Origin of the sequence: Pseudomonas sp. BRG-100 (assembly GCF_000737955.1) — a bacterium.
Taxonomy (GTDB): Bacteria; Pseudomonadota; Gammaproteobacteria; order Pseudomonadales; family Pseudomonadaceae; genus Aquipseudomonas; species Aquipseudomonas synxantha_A.
On sequence record NZ_JPRX01000001.1, the window covers coordinates 2,104,989 to 2,125,186 of the forward strand.

Below are 20,198 nucleotides of genomic sequence, written 5' to 3' on the forward strand. Positions count from 1 at the left end.
ATGAACAGCCAAGTAAACGCCAACGTTGTCCACGAATCCGAAGCCCAGCGCCAGCACGCCCGGGTCAAAATCCCGGCCAAGCTGCGCTTCTTCAACAGCGACCGCACGCCAACTGAAGCACGCGTGATCGACCTGTCCGCCGGTGGCCTGGCCTTTACCGCCACCCAGCCGCTCACCGTCGGCCAAGTGCACAAGGGCCGCCTGCAGTTCGTGATCGATAACCTCGGCCTGGCCATGGACGTGGAGCTGCAAATCCGCTCCTACGACCGCCAGACCGGCCGCACCGGCTGCCAGTTCCAGAACCTTGATGCCCAGGACATTTCCACCCTGCGCCACCTGATCACCTCGCACCTGTCCGGCGACATCGTGACCATGGGCGACGTGCTGGCGACCCTGCAACGCGACAACTTCACCAAGGCGCGCAAGGTCAAGGACGGCGGCAGTGGCATGACCGCGTTCGGTCGCCTGCGTGCGGTGACGTTCAGCCTGGCGATTTTCCTGGTTGGCCTGGCCGCCTTCGGTTTTGTCTTCAAATCGCTGTACGGCATGTACTTCGTCAGCCACGCCCAGGCCGGCCTTGTGAGCGTACCGGGCATGAACGTGACCATGCCGCGTGACGGCACCGTGCAGAGCCTGCTCAAAGGTGACTCGGTAGCGGCCAAGGGCGCGCCACTGGCGACGTTCAGCACCAGTATGCTCGACGTGCTCAAGGGCCACCTGGACGAAGACCAACTGCAACCGGCCAAGGTTGAAGAGCTGTTCGGCAAGCAAATGACCGGCACCCTCACCTCGCCATGCGATTGCGTGGTCGCCCAGCAACTGGTCGCCGACGGCCAGTACGCCAGCAAGGGCGATGTGATCTTCCAACTGGTGCCGCGTGGCAGCCAGGCTAACGTCGAAGCCCGCTTCACCTACCGCCAGTTTGGCGATGTGCGTCCAGGTACGCCGGTGAGCTTCCAGGTCGCCGACGAAGAACAGGTTCGCACCGGCACCATCGTCAGCAGCACCAGCCTGAACAGCGCCGACCTGTCCTCTGACATCCGTGTGCAGATCAAGCCCGACGCACCGCTGGACAGCACCTATGCCGGTCGCCCGGTGGAAGTCACCAGTGACCGTGGCCCATCGCTGAACTGGCTGATCGACAAAGCCATGGCTCACGGTCTGTAAGCGAGGACATGCCTGTGAACCCTATTCCAACAACACCGCTGACCTCTGTGGGAGCCGGGCTTGCCCGCGATGCAGGCGACTCGGTGCATCAGTTGCGCCGCAGCGATGCCATCGTAGGCAAGCCAGCTCCCACACAGAGCAGATTTCACTTGGCCTCTGCGTACTGCGCGCTGGCACTGGCCGTGAGCCTGGCCGGTTGCGCCGGCCTGCCCGACCAACGCCTGGCCAATGAAGCGCTGAAACGCGGCGACACCGTCACCGCGCAGCAGAATTACCAGCAACTGGCAGACCTGGGCTACAGCGAGGCCCAGGTGGGCCTGGCCGATATCCAGGTAGGCACCCGCGATCCGGCGCAAATCAAGCAGGCCGAAGCCACTTACCGTGCAGCGGCAGACACCTCGCCGCGTGCCCAGGCACGCCTGGGTCGCCTGCTGGCGGCCAAGCCTGGCGCCACTGAGGCCGAGCACCATGAAGCCGAAAGCCTGCTGAAAAAAGCCTTCGCCAATGGCGAAGGCAACACCCTGATCCCGCTGGCGATGCTGTACCTGCAATACCCGCACAGCTTCCCCAACGTGAATGCCCAGCAGCAGATCAGCAAATGGCAAGCGGCCGGTTACCCGGAAGCCGGCCTGGCCCAGGTGCTGCTGTATCGCACCCAAGACACTTACGACCAGCACCTGGATGATATCGAGCGCATCTGCAAGGCCGCGTTGAACACCACCGATATCTGCTATGTCGAGCTGGCCACGGTCTACCAGAAAAAAGCCCAGCCGGAACAACAGGCCGAACTGCTCAAGCAAATGGAAGCCGGCTACAGCCGTGGCACAGTCACCGCCCAGCGCGTCGACAGCGTCGCCCGCGTACTCGGTGATGCCAGCCTCGGCACGCCGGACGAAAAAACCGCTCAGGCATTGCTTGAAAAAATCGCCCCCGGCTACCCGGCGTCCTGGGTCAGCCTGGCGCAGCTGCTCTACGACTTCCCCGAACTGGGCGATGTCGAGCAGATGATGAAGTACCTGGACAACGGCCGCGCCGCCGACCAGCCGCGCGCCGAATTGCTGCTGGGCAAGCTCTACTACGAAGGCAAGTGGGTGCCGGCCGACGCCAAGGCCGCCGAGGCGCATTTCGAAAAAGCCGTGGGCCGTGAAGTGGCCGCCGATTACTACCTCGGCCAGATCTACCGCCGTGGCTACCTGGGCAAGGTCTACCCGCAAAAGGCCCTGGACCACTTGCTGACCGCTGCGCGCAACGGCCAGAACAGCGCCGACTTTGCCATTGCCCAACTGTTTTCCCAAGGCAAGGGCACCAAGCCCGACCCATTGAACGCCTATGTCTTCAGCCAGTTGGCCAAGGCCCAGGACACGCCAGAGGCCAATGACCTGGCCACCCAGCTCGAAGCGCCGTTGACCCCTGAGCAACGCGCCGAGGGCCAACGCCTGGTGCAACAGGAACTGGCCGCCCGCGGCACCCTGGCCCAAAGCACGCTGCAACTGCACGCCCTGCAAGAAGACGGCGAGGAATCCCTATGAAGCTCAACCCATTCGTCAAGGCCGGTATCGGCCTGTCCTTCGCCCTGCTGTGGTCGTGCCCGACCCTGGCCGCGCTGACCGAAGCCAAGAACTTCGGCCTGGAAGTCAAAGCCACCGCGCAGTCCGAAGACGACCGCGACCTGGGCACCCAGAAAGGCGGCGACGTCAACGGTATCGGCCTTGACCTGCGCCCCTGGATCTACGGCGAAAGCGGCGCGTGGAGCGCCTATGCCATGGGCCAGGCGGTCGTGTCCAGCGACATCATCGAGACCGACACCCTGCAACAGTCGGCCGATGACACCACCGAACAATCGAGCAACGACGACCGCAAGGCCAAGAAAAACTACCTGGCCCTGCGCGAGTTCTGGGTCGGCTACAGCGGCTTCACGCCCTACCCCGGCGAGATCCTCAAGTTCGGTCGCCAGCGCCTGCGCAATGACGACGGCCAATGGCGCGACACCAACATCGAAGCGCTGAACTGGACCTTCGATACCACCTTGCTCAAGGCCAATGTCGGCGCCGCCGAACGTTTCAGCGAATACCGCACCGACCTCAAGGAACTCTCGCCGGTCGACAAAGACCGCCAGCACTTCTACGCCGACGCCGCCTACCAGTGGACGCCGGGCCAGTGGATCGGCCTGCGCGGCCACCACACCCACGACGACGGCAAGCTCGATTACGCCGAACCGGGTGTGGCCAGTGACCCGTTGGACAAGCGCGAAAACGGCGACCTGACCTGGCTCGGCATCGAAGCCAACAGCGATGCTTATAACTGGCGCAATACCAACACCGTCAACTACTGGGCCAGCATCACCGGTATGCGCGGGGACCGCGACAAGGTCAACGCCTTGAACGCCGACGGCACGCGCCCCACCAGCGCCAAGCGCAGCGATGACCTCAGCGGCTGGGCCACCGACATCGGTGTGCGCCTGCGCCTTGACCCGCAGTGGCAAGTGGGTGCGGCCTATTCCCGTGCCAGCGCCGAATACGAACAGAACGGCCTGCAAAGCAACCGTTCGAACTGGACCGGCACCCAGTCCCGCGTACACCGCTTCGGTGAAGCGTTTCGCGGCGAGATGAACAACATGCAGTCCATGAGCCTGTTCGGTTCCTGGCAGCTGCGCGAGGACTACGACGCCAGCCTGGTGTACCACAAGTTCTGGCGCGTGGACGGCAACAAGCCGGTGGGCAGCAACGGTATCGATGCGGTGCAGAACAACACCGATGACGTCACCGGCGCGATCCTCTCCAGCACCTCCCTGCCGCTGGAAGATGGCAAGAAGGACCTCGGCCAGGAGATGGACCTGGTGGTCACCAAGTACTTCAAGAAAGGCTTGCTGCCCGCCGCGCTGAGCCAGTCGATCGACGAGCCATCGGCCCTGGTGCGCTTGCGTGCCGGCGTGTTCAAGCCGGGCGACGCCTATGGCAGCCAGGTCGACTCCTACATGCACCGCGCGTTTGTCGACGTGGTCTGGAAATTCTGATGGGAGCCTGCGCCATGAATGCTCAAAGCCTACTCGTCGCGGCAATGCTGATGGCCAGCGCCACAGCGTTTGCCGATACGGCGGCCAAGGCGCCGATCATCGCCAAGGAACTGCAACAGGCCAAGACCTACACCATTTCCAGCCCGCCCACCGCGCCGCTGGAAATGGCCAAGCCGGCGCTGCCCGATCTGTCGGGCTACACCGCCGCGGCCATGGAAAAGAAGATCATCAAGACCAAGGCGGGCAAGATCAGCATCCGCCGCATGATGCAGGAAGACGCGCTCAAGGACTTTATCGGTGGCGATAACAAGATGGCCGAGTGGGTGGTGCGCCAGCATGGCATTCCTCAGGCGATCTTTGTCGACGACGGCTACATGAACCTCAAGGACCTGCTGGGCAAGGTGCCCAAGCAGTACTTCAGCGAGACTTCGCCGGGAGTGTTCCTGGCCAAGTTGCCGATTGTGGTGGGCCGCAAAGGCATCCTCGATATCGACAAGAACACCCAGGAATTGCGCCTGTCCCAGCAAGCCGGCTCGTTTTTGATCAACGACGGCCAGTTGTTCGTACGTGACACCAAGGTCACCGGCTGGAATGAAAAAACCAACGGCCCTGCCCTGTTCAAGTCGCCCAAGGAATTCCGCCCGTTCCTGCTGGCCTGGGGCGGCACTGAGACCTATATCTCCAAGACCAAGATGGCCAGCTTCGGCTACGCCAACAGTAAGTCCTACGGGGTGAGTATTTCCCAGTACACGCCGAACATGGCCAAGGTGCTCAAGCGTCCTGAGCCGACCGGTTGGATCATCGACTCCGAGTTCTCGGACATGTGGTACGGCTTCTACTGCTACGAGACCACGGGCTTTGTGATCAAAGGCAATACCTACAAAGACAACATCGTCTACGGCATTGACCCCCACGACCGCTCCCACGGCCTGATCATCGCCGACAACACCGTATACGGCACCAAGAAGAAGCACGGCATCATCATTTCCCGGGAAGTGAACGACAGCTTCATCTTCAATAACCGCAGCTACGACAACAAGCTCTCGGGCCTGGTGATCGACCGTAACAGCGTCAACAACCTGATCGCCGACAACGAGATCTACCGCAACCACACCGACGGCATCACCCTCTATGAGAGCGGTGACAACCTGCTGTGGGGCAACAAGGTGATCAGCAACCGTCGCCACGGTATCCGCGTGCGTAACAGCGTGAACATCAAGCTCTACGAAAATACCTCGATGGCCAACGGGCTGACCGGCGTGTACGGCCACATCAAGGACTTGACCGACACCGACCGCGACATCGCCCTCGACCCATTCGATGCCAAGGTCTCGCTGATCGTGGTGGGTGGTGAACTGGCGGGTAATGGCAGCGGGCCGCTGTCCATCGATTCGCCGTTGAGTATCGAGTTGTATCGCGTGTCGATGCTGGCGCCGACCAAATCCAGCGGTATCAGCTTCTCCGGCATTCTGGGCGATCGCCAGGAAGAAATTCTCGACCTGCTGGTGCGCCAGCAGAAAGCCGTGCTGATCGACCCCGTCGAACGCCAGACCGAATTGCAGGACTGAGGATGACCCTTATGCACCCACACATGATCAAGCTGTTGAGCCTCTCGGGTCTGACCCTCGGCCTGCTGGCAGCCAGCCAGGGCGTGCGCGCCGATGAAGTGAAAGCACCGACCTTCACCGCCGAACCGTGCTGCAGCCTGTGCCCGGCCGCCCATGACGCGAAGAACTACACCACGCGCTACCAGCAGAACTTCACCACCCTGGTACAAGCCCAGGGCGACTGGCTGTTCCGAACCCAGGAAGACCTGCGCACCGAATTCGACACCACCCCGGCCGGCTACAAACGCATGCAGCAATTGCACGATGCGTTCAAGGCCAAGGGCGTGGAACTGGTGGTGGTCTACCAGCCAACCCGTGGCCTGGTGAACCGCAACAAGCTCAACCCTGAAGAAAAAGCCAAGTTCGACTTCGACAAGGCGCTGACCAACTACAAGACCATGCTTGGCCGTTTCGCCAAGATGGGCTACGTGGTGCCGGACCTGTCGCCGCTTACCAACGAGCAGTTGCCGGACGAACTGCCGGCTCACGACTTCTACTTCCGCGGCGACCAGCACTGGACCCCCTACGGCGCCCAGCGCACGGCGAAGATCGTCGCCGCCAAGGTCAAGCAGATGCCGGAGTACGCCGAGATTCCCAAGCGCGAATTCGAGACCAAGCGCTCGGGCCGCATGGGCAAGACCGGCACCCTGCATAACATGGCCGGGCAACTGTGCGGCACCAGCTATGCGATCCAGTACATGGACCAGTTCACCACCGAGCCCAAGGGCGAAGCCGGTGACGGTGACCTGTTCAGTGATTCGGGCAACCCGCAGATCACCCTGGTGGGCACCAGCCACAGCGGCAAGAACTACAACTTCGCCGGTTTCCTCGAAGAAGAAATCGGGGCCGACATCCTCAACGTCGCCTTCCCCGGTGGTGGCCTGGAAGGCTCGATGTTGCAGTACCTGGGCAGCGACGAGTTCCAGAAGACCCCACCGAAGATCCTGATCTGGGAATTCTCGCCGCTGTACCGTCTCGACCAGGAAACCATCTACCGCCAGATGATGGCGCTGCTGGACAACGGTTGCGAAGGCAAGCCTGCACAGATGTCCGCCAGCACCACCCTCAAGCCCGGCAAGAACGAACTGATGGTCAACAGCGCGAACAAAGACCTGCGCAACGCCAACCATCAGGTCGATATCCGCTTCGCCGATCCATCGGTAAAAACCTTGCAAGCCACCCTCTGGTACATGAACGGTCGCCACGAGGACATCAAGATCGAGAAACCCGAGACATCCGATACAGACGGGCGTTTCGCCTTTGAACTGCGCACCGATGAAGACTGGGCCTCGCAGAACTTGCTGGCCGTGGAAGTGCAGGGCCCGGAAAAGGGTGCTGCCGCGCAGAAAGTCGAAGCGAAAATTTGCACACGCAACGTATTCCCAAGCGGTGGTCAACAGACCGCTTCAACTGGGCAATGAGGTTACTTATGCAGAAGCTATTGATTCCATCGTTACTGGGCCTGGCGATCTTCGCCGGGGCAGCCAACGCCGCCGCGCCGCTGCGCCCGCCCCAGGGCTATTTCGCACCGATCGAAGCGTTCAAGACCGGCGACTTCAAGGAAAACTGCGACACCATGCCGACGCCCTACACCGGGCCGTTGCAGTTTCGCAGCAAGTACGAAGGTTCGGACAAGGCGCGCTCCACGCTGAACGTGCAGTCGGAAAAAGCCTTCCGCGATAGCACCGCCGACATCACCAAGCTGGAAAAAGACACCAGCAAACGGGTGATGCAGTTCATGCGCGACGGTCGCCCGCAGCAGCTCGAATGCACCCTGAACTGGCTGGTCTCGTGGGCCAAGGCCGACGCACTGATGTCCAAGGACTTCAACCACACCGGCAAGTCCATGCGCAAATGGGCACTGGGCAGCATGGCCTCGGCCTATGTACGCCTGAAGTTCTCCGAATCTCACCCGCTGGCCAACCATCAGCAGGAGTCGCAACTGATCGAAGCCTGGTTCAACAAGCTGGCCGATCAGGTGGTGAGCGACTGGGACAACCTGCCCCTGGAAAAAACCAACAACCACTCTTACTGGGCCGCCTGGTCGGTGATGGCGACCTCCATCGCCACCAACCGTCGCGACCTGTTCGATTGGGCCGTCAAGGAATACAAGGTCGGTGTGAACCAGGTCGATGACCAGGGCTTCTTGCCGAACGAATTGAAGCGTCAGCAGCGCGCCTTGTCGTACCACAACTACGCCCTGCCGCCGCTGTCGATGATCGCCAGTTTTGCCCTGGTCAACGGTGTGGACCTGCGCCAGGAAAACAACAGCGCGCTCAAGCGCCTGGGCGACAAAGTTCTGGCCGGGGTGAAAGATCCGGACATCTTCGAACAGAAGAACGGTAAAGAGCAGGACATGAAGGACTTGAAGCAGGACATGAAATTCGCCTGGCTTGAACCCTTCTGCACCCTCTACACCTGCGCGCCGGATGTGATCGAGCGCAAGCACGGGATGCAACCCTTCAAGACGTTCCGCCTGGGTGGCGACCTGACCAAGGTGTACGACCCGGCGCACGAAAAAGGCAACAAAGGCAGCTGATACATAGCTCCCGGTTGGACTCGGTCCAACTGTGGGAGCTGGCTTGCCTGCGATAGGGGTCTGACATTCAACATTGATGTCGACTGATACACCGCCATCGCAGGCAAGCCAGCTCCCACCGTTAACCCGGTTCCTTCAGTGAAATTGCAATACAACCTCCTCCGAAATCGTGGGGGGGTTTGGGGGGGTCTGGCCCTTGACTGTTGGTTAAACATGGAGAGATCGGGATGGTTTTCTCGTCCAATGTGTTCCTGTTTCTGTTCTTGCCGATCTTTCTCGGCTTGTACTACTTGAGCGGGCAACGCTATCGCAATCTGCTGCTGCTGATTGCCAGCTACGTGTTCTACGCCTGGTGGCGAGTGGACTTCCTGGCGCTGTTCGCCGCCGTCACGCTGTGGAATTACTGGATCGGCCTCAAGGTCGGTGCCGCCGGCGTGCGCACCAAGCCGGCGCAGCGCTGGCTGCTGCTCGGCGTGGCGGTCGACCTGTGCATCCTCGGCTACTTCAAGTACGCCAACTTCGGCGTCGACAGCATCAATGTAATGATGAAGTCAGCGGGCCTGGAGCCGTTCATTCTCACCCACGTGCTGTTGCCGATCGGGATCTCGTTCTACATCTTCGAGTCCATCAGCTACATCATCGACGTGTACCGTGGCGATACCCCGGCGACCCGCAATCTGATCGACTTCGCGGCGTTCGTGGCAATCTTCCCGCACCTGATCGCCGGCCCCGTGCTACGTTTTCGCGACCTGGCCGACCAGTTCAACAACCGCACCCACACCCTCGACAAGTTCTCCGAGGGTTGCACGCGGTTCATGCAGGGTTTCATCAAGAAGGTATTTATTGCCGACACCCTGGCGGTGGTGGCCGACCATTGCTTCGCCCTGCAAAATCCCACCACCGGTGACGCCTGGCTCGGCGCGCTGGCCTACACCGCGCAGCTGTACTTCGATTTCTCCGGCTACAGCGACATGGCCATCGGCCTGGGCTTGATGATGGGTTTCCGCTTCATGGAAAACTTCAAGCAGCCATACATCAGCCAGTCGATCACCGAGTTCTGGCGGCGCTGGCACATCAGCCTCTCTACCTGGCTGCGTGATTACCTGTACATCACCCTGGGCGGCAACCGCAAAGGCACGCTGACCACCTACCGCAATCTGTTCCTGACCATGCTGCTCGGTGGCCTGTGGCACGGCGCCAACATCACCTACATCGTGTGGGGCGCCTGGCACGGCATGTGGCTGGCGATTGAAAAAGCCATCGGCCTCAATACTGCGCCGCGCAGCTTCAACGTGTTGCGCTGGGCCTTCACCTTCCTGCTGGTGGTGATGGGCTGGGTGATCTTCCGCGCCGAAAACCTGCACGTCGCAGGCCGCATGTACGGTGCGATGTTCAGCTTCAGCGAATGGTCGCTGTCGGAACTCAACCGCGCCAACCTTACCGGCCTGCAAGTGGCAACGTTGGTCGTGGCCTACGCAACCCTGGCGTTCTTCGGCCTGCGCGATTTCTACACCAACCGCCCAGCCGACAAGACCAAGCCGGCCGATCCGAGCCTGATCAAGGCGGTACCGGGCGACAACCCAGGCAGCATTCACGAGCCCGGTTTCAGCGTGGGCCGTGACGCCGCTGTGCAACCGGCCTACTGGACCGCTGACTGGCCACGCTACGCCATGCGCGCTGCGGTGCTGCTGCTGTTCGTGGCGTCGATCCTGAAACTGTCGGCGCAGAGTTTCTCGCCGTTCCTTTACTTCCAATTCTGAGGGAGCCGACCATGACCCGTTCATTACGCGTCCTCTATATCGGCCTGTTCCTGGTGCTGCTGCTGGCACTGGGGGCGTGGTCACTGCGCAGCTTCTTTGGCTTCAGCACCAACGCTGATGCCACGGTGCTTAACGGTCGCTGGACCAAAGCCGTCGAGACTCACTATGACGAGGAGTTCCCGATCAAGCGCCTGGGCACCAACCTGTGGGCTGCGCTGGACTACAAGCTGTTCAATGAAGGTCGCCCTGGCGTAGTGCTGGGCCGCGACCACTGGCTGTACAGCGACGAGGAGTTCAATCCCGCCGTCAACGAAGACCAGAACCTTGAAGGCAATTACGCACTGGTCGAAGGCGTGCGCCAGAAACTCAAGGCCCAAGGCATCCAACTGGTGATGGCGATTGTGCCGGCCAAGGTGCGCCTGTACCCGGAACACCTGGGTGAGGTGAAGCCGGCGAGCATCCACGCCAACTTGTACCAGGACTTCCACGCCCGGGTCGCCGCCGACAACATCCCGGCTCCCGACCTGCTCGGCCCGCTGCAACAGGCCAAGCTGGGTGGCAAGCAGGTGTTTCTGCGTACAGACACTCACTGGACTCCGGACGGTGCGGAAATCGCCGCCAAGCAACTGGCCAAGGCGATTGCAGACAAGACCCCACTGAGTGGCGAGCCGCAGCGTTTTGTCACCGAGGCCGAAAAGATCGAGCCACACAAAGGCGACCTGCGTCTGTTCCTGCCCCTGGACCCGCTGTTCGAAAACCTGATGCCGCCTAAAGAGCCGCTGGAAAAACGCGTCACGCACCTGGCCGAAGAAAAAGGTGATGACGCGCTGTTCAGCGACAGCGAAACCCCGGTGGCCCTGGTCGGCACCAGCTACAGCGCCAACCCCAACTGGAACTTCGTGGGCGCGCTCAAGCAAGCCTTGCACAGCGACGTGGTCAGCTACGCCGAAGACGGCCACGGCCCGATCCTGCCGATGCTCAGCTACCTCAAAAGTGACGATTTCAAGAACAACCCGCCCCAGCTGCTGATCTGGGAATTCCCCGAACGCTATCTGCCCGTGAATAACGAAATCGGTGACGCCGACCCAGCGTGGGTTGCGCAGCTTAAACAAGCCGGTTCGCGCCAACAGAACATGGCAATCAATACATCTAAATCCGAGACGCCCGACCGGGCGCAAAACTGAAAGAGAGGAAACTCACATGACTTTCACTACTACTCCTCGTCGTCTCGCCAAGACCCTGGCTATCGCTGCCGGCCTGAGCTTCGTATCAATGTCCGCCTTTGCCGGTGGTGACGCCGCCCTCTACGGCCCAACCGCGCCGAAGGGCTCCAGCTTCGTGCGCATCTACAACGCCAGCAACCAGGAAGTCAGCGCCACCGTCGGCGCCACCAACCTCAGCGACGTTGCACCGTTGGCCAGCAGCGACTTCAGCTTCATGCCGGGCGGTGACTACAGCGCCAAGGTCGGCAGCCAGACCGTACCGGTCAAACTCGCCGCCGACCACTACTACACCCTGGTCAACAGCGGCAGCGGCCAGCCGCAATTGATCGAAGAACCGCCGTTCAAGAACAAGCAGAAATCCCTGGTACGCGTGCAGAACCTCAGCGACAAGGCCCTGAGCCTGAAAACTGCCGACGGCAAGACCGATGTGGTCAAGTCGGTGGCCGCCAAGGGCCGTGGTGAGCGCGAGATCAACCCGGTGAAGGTGAGCCTGGCGTTGTATGACGGTGACAAGAAAGTCGGCGATGTGAAGCCGGTGGCCCTGGAGCGCGGTGAGGCAGCGGTGCTGTATGTCACCGGCTCGGGTTCGAGCCTGTCGCCAGTCTGGGTGAAACGCCCGGTGTCGACCCGCTGATTATTTCCCTGAGTTGACACGTCCCCTTGTGGGAGCTGGCTTGCCTGCGATGGCGGTCTTGTAGGCGCCATCGCGGGCAAGCCAGCTCCCACACTGACCGGTTTTCAACTCAGGACCGAGACAAAAACAAGAGTGAAACGACAAACCTTCGTAGCTCTGACCCAAACTGATTCAAGGAGAAACACCCATGATCCCAGTAATCCTTTCCGGTGGTAGCGGCTCACGTCTTTGGCCGCTTTCGCGTAAACAGTTCCCCAAGCAGTTCCTGGCCCTGACCGGCGAACACACGCTGTTCCAGCAAACCCTGGAGCGCCTGGTGTTCGAAGGCATGGACTCCCCGATCGTGGTCTGCAACAAGGACCACCGCTTCATCGTCAACGAGCAACTGAGCGCACGTAAGCTTGAATGCCAACGCATCCTGATGGAGCCCTTTGGGCGCAACACCGCACCGGCCGTGGCCCTGACCGCGATGATGCTGGTCAACGAAGGCCGTGACGAGCTGATGCTGGTGCTGCCTGCCGACCACGTGATCGACGACCAGAAAGCCCTGCAACGTGCCCTGGCCCTGGCCACCGTGGCGGCCGAGCGTGGCGAGATGGTGCTGTTCGGCGTACCGGCAACCCGTCCGGAAACCGGCTATGGCTACATCAAGTCCACCAACGACTCGCTGTTGCCCGAAGGCGTGAGCCGCGTGCAGCAGTTCGTGGAAAAGCCCGATGAAAAGCGCGCCATCGAGTTCGTCAAAAGCGGTGGTTACTTCTGGAACAGCGGTATGTTCCTGTTCCGCGCCAGCCGCTTCCTCGAAGAGCTGAAAAAGCACGATCCGGACATCTACGACACCTGCGTACTGACCCTGGAGCGCAGCGAGCAGACCCACGACACCGTGACCTTCGACGACGCCACCTTTGCCTGCTGCCCGGACAATTCCATCGACTACGCAGTGATGGAAAAAACCCAGCGTGCCTGCGTGGTGCCATTGAGCGCCGGCTGGAGCGACGTGGGTTGCTGGGCCTCGCTGTGGGCGGTCAATGATAAAGACGCCAACGGCAACGTGAGCAAAGGCGACGTGGTGATCCAGGACAGCCGCAACTGCATGGTGCATGGCAACGGCAAACTGGTATCGGTGATCGGCCTGGACAACATCGTGGTGGTGGAAACCAAGGACGCGATGATGATTGCCCACAAGGACAAGGTCCAGGGCGTCAAGCAGATGGTCAACACGCTCAACGAGCAAGGCCGTAGCGAAACCCAGAACCACTGCGAAGTCTACCGTCCGTGGGGCTCCTACGACTCGGTGGACATGGGCGGCCGCTTCCAGGTCAAGCACATCTCGGTCAAGCCGGGCGCGTGCCTGTCGCTGCAGATGCACCACCACCGCGCCGAACACTGGATTGTGGTCAGCGGCACCGCGGAAGTCACCTGTGACGACAACGTGTTCCTGCTCTGCGAGAACCAGTCCACCTACATCCCGATCGCCTCAGTGCACCGCCTGCGCAACCCGGGCAAGATCCCGTTGGAGATCATCGAAGTGCAATCGGGCAGCTATCTGGGTGAGGACGATATCGAGCGGTTCGAAGATATCTACGGGCGCTCGACACCGGTTGAACGAGGTGTTTCGGTGAAAACTATCGCGCAATAAAACAGTCGTACAAGAAGCCCTCACCCAACCCATTGCGTCCCCTATCCGCAGTGGGTTGGGTGGGGGCTTTTTGTTTGGGCCTTTGTGGTCAATTTAAAGCCATCATGGGCCCTTACCCAATACCGGCCAACGCCATGGGCTTATATTTTAATCGGCGTTTTCCCATGAGAAATAACGCGATTGACCATTACACGGTCAGGACCAGCTGGGTACTGCAAAGGAATTGCAAACTTCGTCTCCACATAAAAAATATGTGGGTTATGAGAGCTTTGGATAACGTTCAACCCCGACGTATTGATTTCATAGTAGTGCGACATTTTATCCAACGCATTTTGATATTTACGCTTCCCAAAGATGGTTTCGGAAATCTTTTTGGTCGGCATATCTCCTGGCGCCAAGTCCGTAAAGTAATGCCTGCCTTTACCTTGGGGCAGACGTTGACCATCAAAATCTGACGCTGAAGAAGTCAGGGCTTTCTCACCCATGATTTCGTGATGAGGATTTTTCCCGGTGTAGTGATAAAAAACATTCTGACCTTTTACCGGTGGATCCAGCAGCGCCTTTAAACCGTCAGGGACGCCCTCCACTCTAGGTTGCTTATTGGCCGGTTGAGCACTTGTCGCGTTATTCGTGTCGACGTTGCCTGAAAAGCTGCCTTGGTCCAACGGACGCTTGTTCGGCCGGGATGTCCCCGTAGCAGTGGGAACCCCGCCCGGCAATCGGCTCAATCGCCACTCACCGTTACCCGCAGACCCCAGAAATGCTTGAACCCTATAGAGCTTCGACGTCGTCAATGGCGCCTGAGGATCCACGATAGCGACCCGCCCGTCACGTGCGTGGAAGGCCGAATCAATCTGATACACCTTGTTGACCCCGGTACTGTCGGTATAGCGCACGTAAAAATTATCGCCCACGTTATAGGTACCGTCCGGCCTCAAAATGCGGCCTTTGATGACATCTTCCGACACGGAGAAGGCGCTCAGATCAAGGTTTGGACTCGTGCCGGCCGTTGGTGCTCTGGCGATGACTGGAGGGGCTGGCGGCACCACCGGGCTTTTGAACACCGGCCGCAACGGCACGGCATTCACATTGGGAATACCAGAGGCGGCCATCGTGAAATCCGAGTAGACCGCACGCATCGCGCCCGGACTTTTGAGCAGCCGCGGCAAGATTCGAGCATTGGCGCGCAAGGCCGTCACGCCAGCCTTTCCTAAGCGAACCCCCATGGAGATGCCTTTTCCGAGCACTGGCAACAAATCAAGGAAGATGGAGGCCACCTCAATGCCGAACTGAACCTTGTTGATTCTCGATTGATGCGCAACCTCTGCGCTGCTGACGCTTTGGTGGTCCGCGTGATCGATGAGCAACTTCACTTTCTGCTTGTACAGCTCATCCTGAAAGTTGCCATCGAAGGGTTTGAGTGTCACCGGAGCGCTCGTCAATTTGAATGCAGTGACGAGCGCATCCAGCGTGCGCAATGGGCTCTTCGTCGGATCGAATGCGCGCTCCTTGATCGCCTCGCCAGCTTTAACCACGTCGTTTTTATCGACCGGCGACGCTCTGCTCGCGGTGTAGAGCCTCCACTCCTTTTTCTCCATCAAGGCGTTCAGCGCATTCACATCCGCCAATTCGCGAAAACACACGCCGTCGGGCGCATTCGGCGTGCACAGTACAAGCGAGGCGTCTGTGTCATTGCCAATCACCATCGCGCCCTGAACCGGCAACCCACGCTGAATAAGGGCACTGGTGACAATTTTTTTCCCATCCACCAGAGGCCGGTCAGCCGGGTCCGGGTAGTCAAGAACAGCCGCGACCCACTGCGCCCCTCGTTTGGTACTGGTGTCTTGGGTAGCGTCTATGTTGTAGGTATTGGGGTTGAGTGCTGCGAGAAAAGCCTCTTTATCCAGCATGTCGCTCAGGTGGGTTTTCCACGCTTTGCGGACGTCGCCGGCAGCACCCGACTCGGCATCCGTGGCCAACTCCTGTTTAAGCAGCTCAGTATAGGCGCCTCCCACATCGGCAGTGTTGACCAACGCTTTGAGCTGCTCGGTATCCAGGACGACCTGCTTGCCATCGTCGCCCAGCAGAGGGTTGCCGTGAGTATCGGTCAGCGGCAGTTCGAAGGTGGACCGGCTGAAATGGCCGTGCTGGACGGCTGGAAACTCACTGGGGTTTTTCAGCGCCAGATCAGTCAGCGATACGCGGTGCTGCTTGACGGTGAGCGTATGACTGCTGCTTTGCCCGCCAGAGTGAGGATTGGACCTGGTTTTCACCCGCACCATCAGCTTGTCCGCATCGACCTGCGCAGCGGGGAACTGCCGTTTGATCGCTTCGTTCATCCGATCGCGGGAAAAGCTACCCAGAGAAGGAAGAGTTGCCAGCGATGACGCCAGCGCATTTGCACTGCGGTCCTCGGAGTGTTCCAGGTAATCAAACAACGCTTCCTGGGCCGGGCTCAGGTTTTTCAGCCACTCGGGGGCCAGCTTGTCAGCCAGTTGTTCATCTCGCGCCGCCATGGCGTTTTCGCCACTGAGCAGGTACGACCAGTCAGCGGCATCATCCATGCGCTTGAGTGCTCCCGGCTCTGTCGATACCCGGGCGAGATTCGCAACGACTTCCTCCTGCTGACGCTTGAGCATCCAGGGGATGCCTTCGGCCAGCACATCCCCCGTCAAGGGCTCGGCGCTCAACATCACATCGTCGCCAGAAGGCGGTTCCGACTTGTTTTGTAACGACAACGGCAGTGTTTGCAACAGTAGGTCCGCGTCGGCGCCCCCCTCATCAAGGCGCGCTGCAATCGCCTGGCGCGCCAGGGCTGGCGTCGCAAACTGCTCGAACCCCTCACCCGGGGTGTACAGCACGACCGGCCCATTAGTCTCATCGAGTGCCAAGGTCCGGCCTTTGGTCCAGACGGGGGGCGTGGCCCCGGAACCGTCGGTGCTGGTGATTAGGAAGCAGCCCGCCATCAAGGCTCCCCGCTCGCTACCGTCATCAACAGTAAGCGGGTAGACACCAGGGCGTGCGCCATTGGGGAAGACAGCTTCCCGTTCAGCCAGCGTGGGGTATTGCAGTGCTGCGTCGATCAACCGCTTGCTCGCCGCGCTCAGTGTTCCATCGCTCACGCGCAATGCCGCCAGCGTCGACAGTTGTTGCTTGTGCAAGGTCAACAACTGGTCTTGAGGGGCCTGCAGAACCTGAGGGTCTTTCAACGTCGGGCGGGGGGTTGTCCAGAAGGTTTGAAGGGCCATCGGAAACTGCGTGACCATGCGCTGGGCAATCGTATCCAGTGTCAACTGTGGCGTGACGAGGGTGCCCGGGCTAGTGTCCGTGTCCGGGGTAAAAATGCCGGACTGTTCAACATCGTCAACGACGGGCTGCTGGCCAGGATTGGCCAGCAAGGTCGCAACCTTCCTGTTCAAGGCGTCCAGCACCGGCTCGGACGACAGTGTTTTGATAGAGCCATCGTCCTGCTCGACCCAGCGCTTGAAGACCAGGTCTTGTGGCTTCAGGGTCGACATGTACGGAAACATTTGGTCCACTTGCTGGCGCAGGAAGTCCTGGAAGCTCGGTTGCTCACCGTGCAAACGCTGCATGTCGCGGGACTGAAGGGCGTGTTGGGTGACAAACGCCTCCTGATTGGTAACCTTGAATTGCTGCATGAGCCGTGGGTATTCCACCCCGACCGGGGGTATGCCGGCCGAGGTGGGAAGAGGAATACCGTCCGGCGCGTAGGTCAATACCGGTGGCAGGTGAACAGGGGGTTGCGCAGATGTTTCAACGGCAATATCGGTTTGGGTGGCCAATGCGTTTGGAGCAACAACGCTTTGTGGGGGGGAAAGGTGGGTCGAGTTTTCGGTCGCTGCAAACATGAAATAAACCTTACATAGAAGAGTTGAACGTCGCCGCTACCTCCCTGTAGGTCGTCAGATAAGTGGACGTTCAATGCGCTCCGGTTCCTGTCCCGAATGTAAGCTCAAGTAGCAGAACGCTGTGAGCTCTGCTGAAAATGCAAGACCAAGTACCAGGGCACTGTACGGTCCTATTGATTGAAGTGAAAAACACCTGCCTGGCGTACAGCCCCTTCCCCTCGAACATGCGCTGGAACATGCCAGTCATGTACTGGGCACCACTCGAGTCCTCACCCTGGCTGCTCAGGACCTATACACCGAACACCAGAGCTACCTGAATTGGGCCAGCTTGCAATTAGCCGAAACCGGCTTGGCCTTGGTCGAGGCCCACATCGAAGGTTTGCAGGTGGACGCTGCTGCTCAGTAAGTAAGTCATCGGGAGCAAGCCCCCTCCCACATTTGAATGTGTTCACAAATCAAAGGTGGGAGGGGGCTTGCTCCCGATGAGGCCCGCACGGCCACCACAGCACTCAAGTTAACCAATCCCACCTACGCTTAAGTTAGGATGCTCGTTCCCCATTCGAGGTGGTCTCCATGTTCTTCGGCGTTCTCCTGATCATCACCTGGCTGATCCTGCTGCTGCGCTACCCGGCGAAGGCGCTGCCGGTTTCGCTGGCGGCTGCCGTCGGCCTGGGTTTCGTCGCCGTCTGGGTGGTGTGGCTGGACAACCGCGAAGCCGCGCAACTGGCACGCCTTGAGTTGCGCATCAGCTATGCCCCGCAGGACTGCCCGGCCGACCGCCCACTGAAATTGACCCTCAACAACGGCAACGACGTGCCGTTGACCGAACTGCGCTGGCGCGTGGCCGCCTACGCGCCGGGCGACACGGTCAACCTGGCCGACAATGTCTACGCCGCCCCACGCTATCGAGGCCCCGGCGAGTTGCAGGCCGGGGCCACCTGGGACGATTGCCTGCCCACACCGCCACTGCGCCCCGGCTATCGCCCGCAAACCCTGGAATTTCGCGCCGAGCACCTGCAAGGCAGTTTCTCGGACTGACAAAGGAATGATGCATGCCCAACGTACTGATCACCGGTTGCTCCAGCGGCATCGGCCGCGCCCTCGCCGACGCGTTCAAAGCCGCAGGCTTCAACGTGTGGGCCAGCGCCCGCCAGCCAGATGACGTCGCCGCCCTCGCTACCGCTGGCTTCAATGCCGTGCAGTTGGACGTCAATGACAGCGCCGCCTTGCAACGCTTGGCCGAACAAATGGGCGAACTGAATGTGCTGGTCAACAACGCGGGCTACGGCGCCATGGGCCCGTTGCTCGATGGCGGCACCGAGGCGATGCGACGCCAATTCGAAACCAATGTGTTTTCCATCGTTGGCGTCACCCAGGCACTGTTTCCCGCGTTGCGCCGCAGCAAAGGACTGGTGGTGAATATCGGCAGCGTTTCCGGGGTATTGGTGACGCCGTTCGCCGGCGCCTACTGCGCATCCAAAGCCGCTGTCCATGCCTTGAGCGATGCCCTGCGCATGGAACTGGCACCGTTTGGCGTGCGGGTGATGGAAGTGCAGCCCGGTGCGATCAATACCCATTTTGCGAAGAATGCCGGGGCCCAGGCCGAATTGTTGATCAACGAAACATCGCCCTGGTGGCCGTTGCGCGAAGGCATTCGGGCGCGCAGCCAGGCCTCCCAGGACAAGCCAACCCCAGCCACTGAATTTGCGGCGGATGTGCTCAAGGCCGTGCAGCAAGCGCAGCCACCGCGTCTGCTAAGGTCGGGCAATGGCAGCCGGGCGTTGCCATTGATGGCGGCGCTGTTGCCCAAGGGGTTGCTGGAGAAGGTGTTGAAGAAGCGCTTTGGGTTGGGCGGTAAACTCTAACCCTTCATAAAATCAATAAACGCCCGCACCTTAAGCGGCAAATGCCGGGTATCCGGATACATCGCGTAGACCCCTTGGGGCGCGAAGCGATAGTCCGCCAATACACGCACCAGCCGTCCCGCCTCCAAATCCTCCTGCACAAGCCACTGTGGCAAGATCGCCACACCGTGGCCACGCACCGCAAACGCCTGGAGCACCGCCGCACTGTCGGCCACCAAGGCGGCCGGACCTGCGCGGTATTGATGCCCATCGCCGGCAGGGTCGGTCACGCTCAACTCCGTCAAGCGGCCATGGCCCAGCCTGGGCACCTGCTCCAACTCCTCCAGGGTCTGAACGCCCGCAAACGCTGGCGCAGCGACGGCGAACACTTCAAACGTCGACAACCGCACCGCTCGATGATTGGAGTCCAGCAAGCGCCCCAGGCGAATAGCCACGTCAAAACGCTCGGAGATCAAATCGGCGTGGGTGGAGGATGTGGATAAGTGGATATTCAGGTCCGGGTGCAGGCGGCGAAACGCTTCCACCGCCGGGGCGACCACGGCCAGGGCATACTCGACGGTGGTGGTGATGCGCAGCGTGCCTTTGAGCTGCGCATGTTCGGAACGGGCCTCTTCCACCGCCAGGCGCGCCTCTTCGAGCATTCGTGTGCAGCGCAGGTAGAAACGTTCGCCGGCATCGGTGAGCGCCAGCTGGCGAGTGTTGCGGGTCAGCAGGGTGACGCCCAGCTCCGCCTCCAGGCGCTTGAGGTTGAAGCTGACCACGGCGCGGGTCTGGCCGAGCAGATCCGCGGCGGCCGTGAGCGAGCCGGCCTCGACCACGGCCTTGAAGGTGTCGAATCGATCCAGGCTGACCATGGCCACGCCCTCCGTTTGTCAAAATATT

The 20,198-nt window shown here is 60.5% G+C and carries 15 protein-coding genes; 13 read left to right on the forward strand and 2 right to left on the reverse strand.

Translation table 11 applies throughout. The features are described 5' to 3' along the window. From JH25_RS17940 to JH25_RS17895, 10 genes are all read left to right on the forward strand, one after another. Positions 1–1,167 (forward strand): alginate biosynthesis protein Alg44, encoded by a 1,167-nt coding sequence (locus JH25_RS17940; protein ID WP_005785015.1) that lies wholly within the window; start codon positions 1–3, stop codon positions 1,165–1,167. Positions 1,168–1,250: 83 nt separating this feature from the next. Next, entirely contained in the window at positions 1,251–2,696 is a 1,446-nt protein-coding gene (algK, locus tag JH25_RS17935; protein WP_032877686.1) for an alginate biosynthesis TPR repeat lipoprotein AlgK, read from the forward strand. After that, positions 2,693–4,180: an alginate export family protein gene (locus JH25_RS17930; protein ID WP_032877688.1), complete on the forward strand. Its 1,488-nt coding sequence runs from the start codon at positions 2,693–2,695 to the stop codon at positions 4,178–4,180. The genes algK and JH25_RS17930 overlap by 4 nt, the downstream gene beginning before the upstream one ends. Continuing rightward, a complete protein-coding gene (algG, locus tag JH25_RS17925) occupies positions 4,180–5,748 on the forward strand; it encodes a mannuronan 5-epimerase AlgG (protein ID WP_032877689.1) in 1,569 nt (522 codons plus the stop codon). Before JH25_RS17930 ends, algG begins: the two co-directional genes overlap by 1 nt. An 11-nt stretch (positions 5,749–5,759) precedes the next feature. Continuing rightward, positions 5,760–7,208, forward strand: a complete 1,449-nt coding sequence (locus tag JH25_RS17920; RefSeq protein ID WP_032881093.1) for an alginate O-acetyltransferase — start codon at positions 5,760–5,762, stop codon at positions 7,206–7,208. A gap of 8 nt (positions 7,209–7,216) precedes the next feature. Then, on the forward strand, positions 7,217–8,326 hold the full coding sequence (locus JH25_RS17915) for a mannuronate-specific alginate lyase (protein WP_103733353.1): 1,110 nt from the start codon (positions 7,217–7,219) through the stop codon (positions 8,324–8,326). 227 nt (positions 8,327–8,553) lie between these two features. Beyond that, positions 8,554–10,086, forward strand: coding sequence for an MBOAT family O-acyltransferase (locus tag JH25_RS17910; RefSeq protein WP_032877692.1), 1,533 nt, complete (start codon positions 8,554–8,556; stop codon positions 10,084–10,086). Between the two features lie 11 nt (positions 10,087–10,097). Then, complete coding sequence (locus JH25_RS17905; RefSeq protein WP_032877694.1) at positions 10,098–11,270, forward strand: alginate O-acetyltransferase; 1,173 nt, start codon at positions 10,098–10,100, stop codon at positions 11,268–11,270. A gap of 16 nt (positions 11,271–11,286) precedes the next feature. Further along, a complete protein-coding gene (locus JH25_RS17900) occupies positions 11,287–11,943 on the forward strand; it encodes an alginate O-acetyltransferase AlgF (protein WP_005785001.1) in 657 nt (218 codons plus the stop codon). A 187-nt stretch (positions 11,944–12,130) separates the two neighbouring features. Then, positions 12,131–13,582 carry a mannose-1-phosphate guanylyltransferase/mannose-6-phosphate isomerase gene (locus JH25_RS17895; protein WP_032877695.1) on the forward strand — a complete coding sequence of 484 codons (1,452 nt, stop codon included), beginning with the start codon at positions 12,131–12,133 and terminating at the stop codon, positions 13,580–13,582. A 140-nt stretch (positions 13,583–13,722) separates the two neighbouring features. Here the strand turns inward: JH25_RS17895 and JH25_RS0127015 are convergent, their stop codons facing one another. Beyond that, complete coding sequence (locus tag JH25_RS0127015) at positions 13,723–17,451, reverse strand: dermonecrotic toxin domain-containing protein (protein WP_032877697.1); 3,729 nt, start codon at positions 17,449–17,451, stop codon at positions 13,723–13,725. A 193-nt stretch (positions 17,452–17,644) separates the two neighbouring features. Between JH25_RS0127015 and JH25_RS27915 the strand changes: the two genes are divergently transcribed. From JH25_RS27915 to JH25_RS17885, 3 genes are all read left to right on the forward strand, one after another. Continuing rightward, complete coding sequence (locus tag JH25_RS27915; protein ID WP_148853492.1) at positions 17,645–17,857, forward strand: DUF3077 domain-containing protein; 213 nt, start codon at positions 17,645–17,647, stop codon at positions 17,855–17,857. Positions 17,858–18,024: 167 nt separating this feature from the next. Continuing rightward, positions 18,025–18,489 carry a hypothetical protein gene (locus JH25_RS17890; protein ID WP_005784995.1) on the forward strand — a complete coding sequence of 155 codons (465 nt, stop codon included), beginning with the start codon at positions 18,025–18,027 and terminating at the stop codon, positions 18,487–18,489. 14 nt (positions 18,490–18,503) lie between these two features. Beyond that, positions 18,504–19,316, forward strand: coding sequence for an SDR family oxidoreductase (locus JH25_RS17885; RefSeq protein WP_032877698.1), 813 nt, complete (start codon positions 18,504–18,506; stop codon positions 19,314–19,316). Here JH25_RS17885 and JH25_RS17880 read toward each other — a convergent pair. Then, the gene (locus tag JH25_RS17880) at positions 19,313–20,170 is read right to left on the reverse strand and encodes a LysR family transcriptional regulator (protein ID WP_032877699.1); all 858 of its coding nucleotides are present in this window, start codon (positions 20,168–20,170) and stop codon (positions 19,313–19,315) included. The genes JH25_RS17885 and JH25_RS17880 overlap by 4 nt on opposite strands. Between the last annotated feature and the right edge of the window lie 28 nt (positions 20,171–20,198).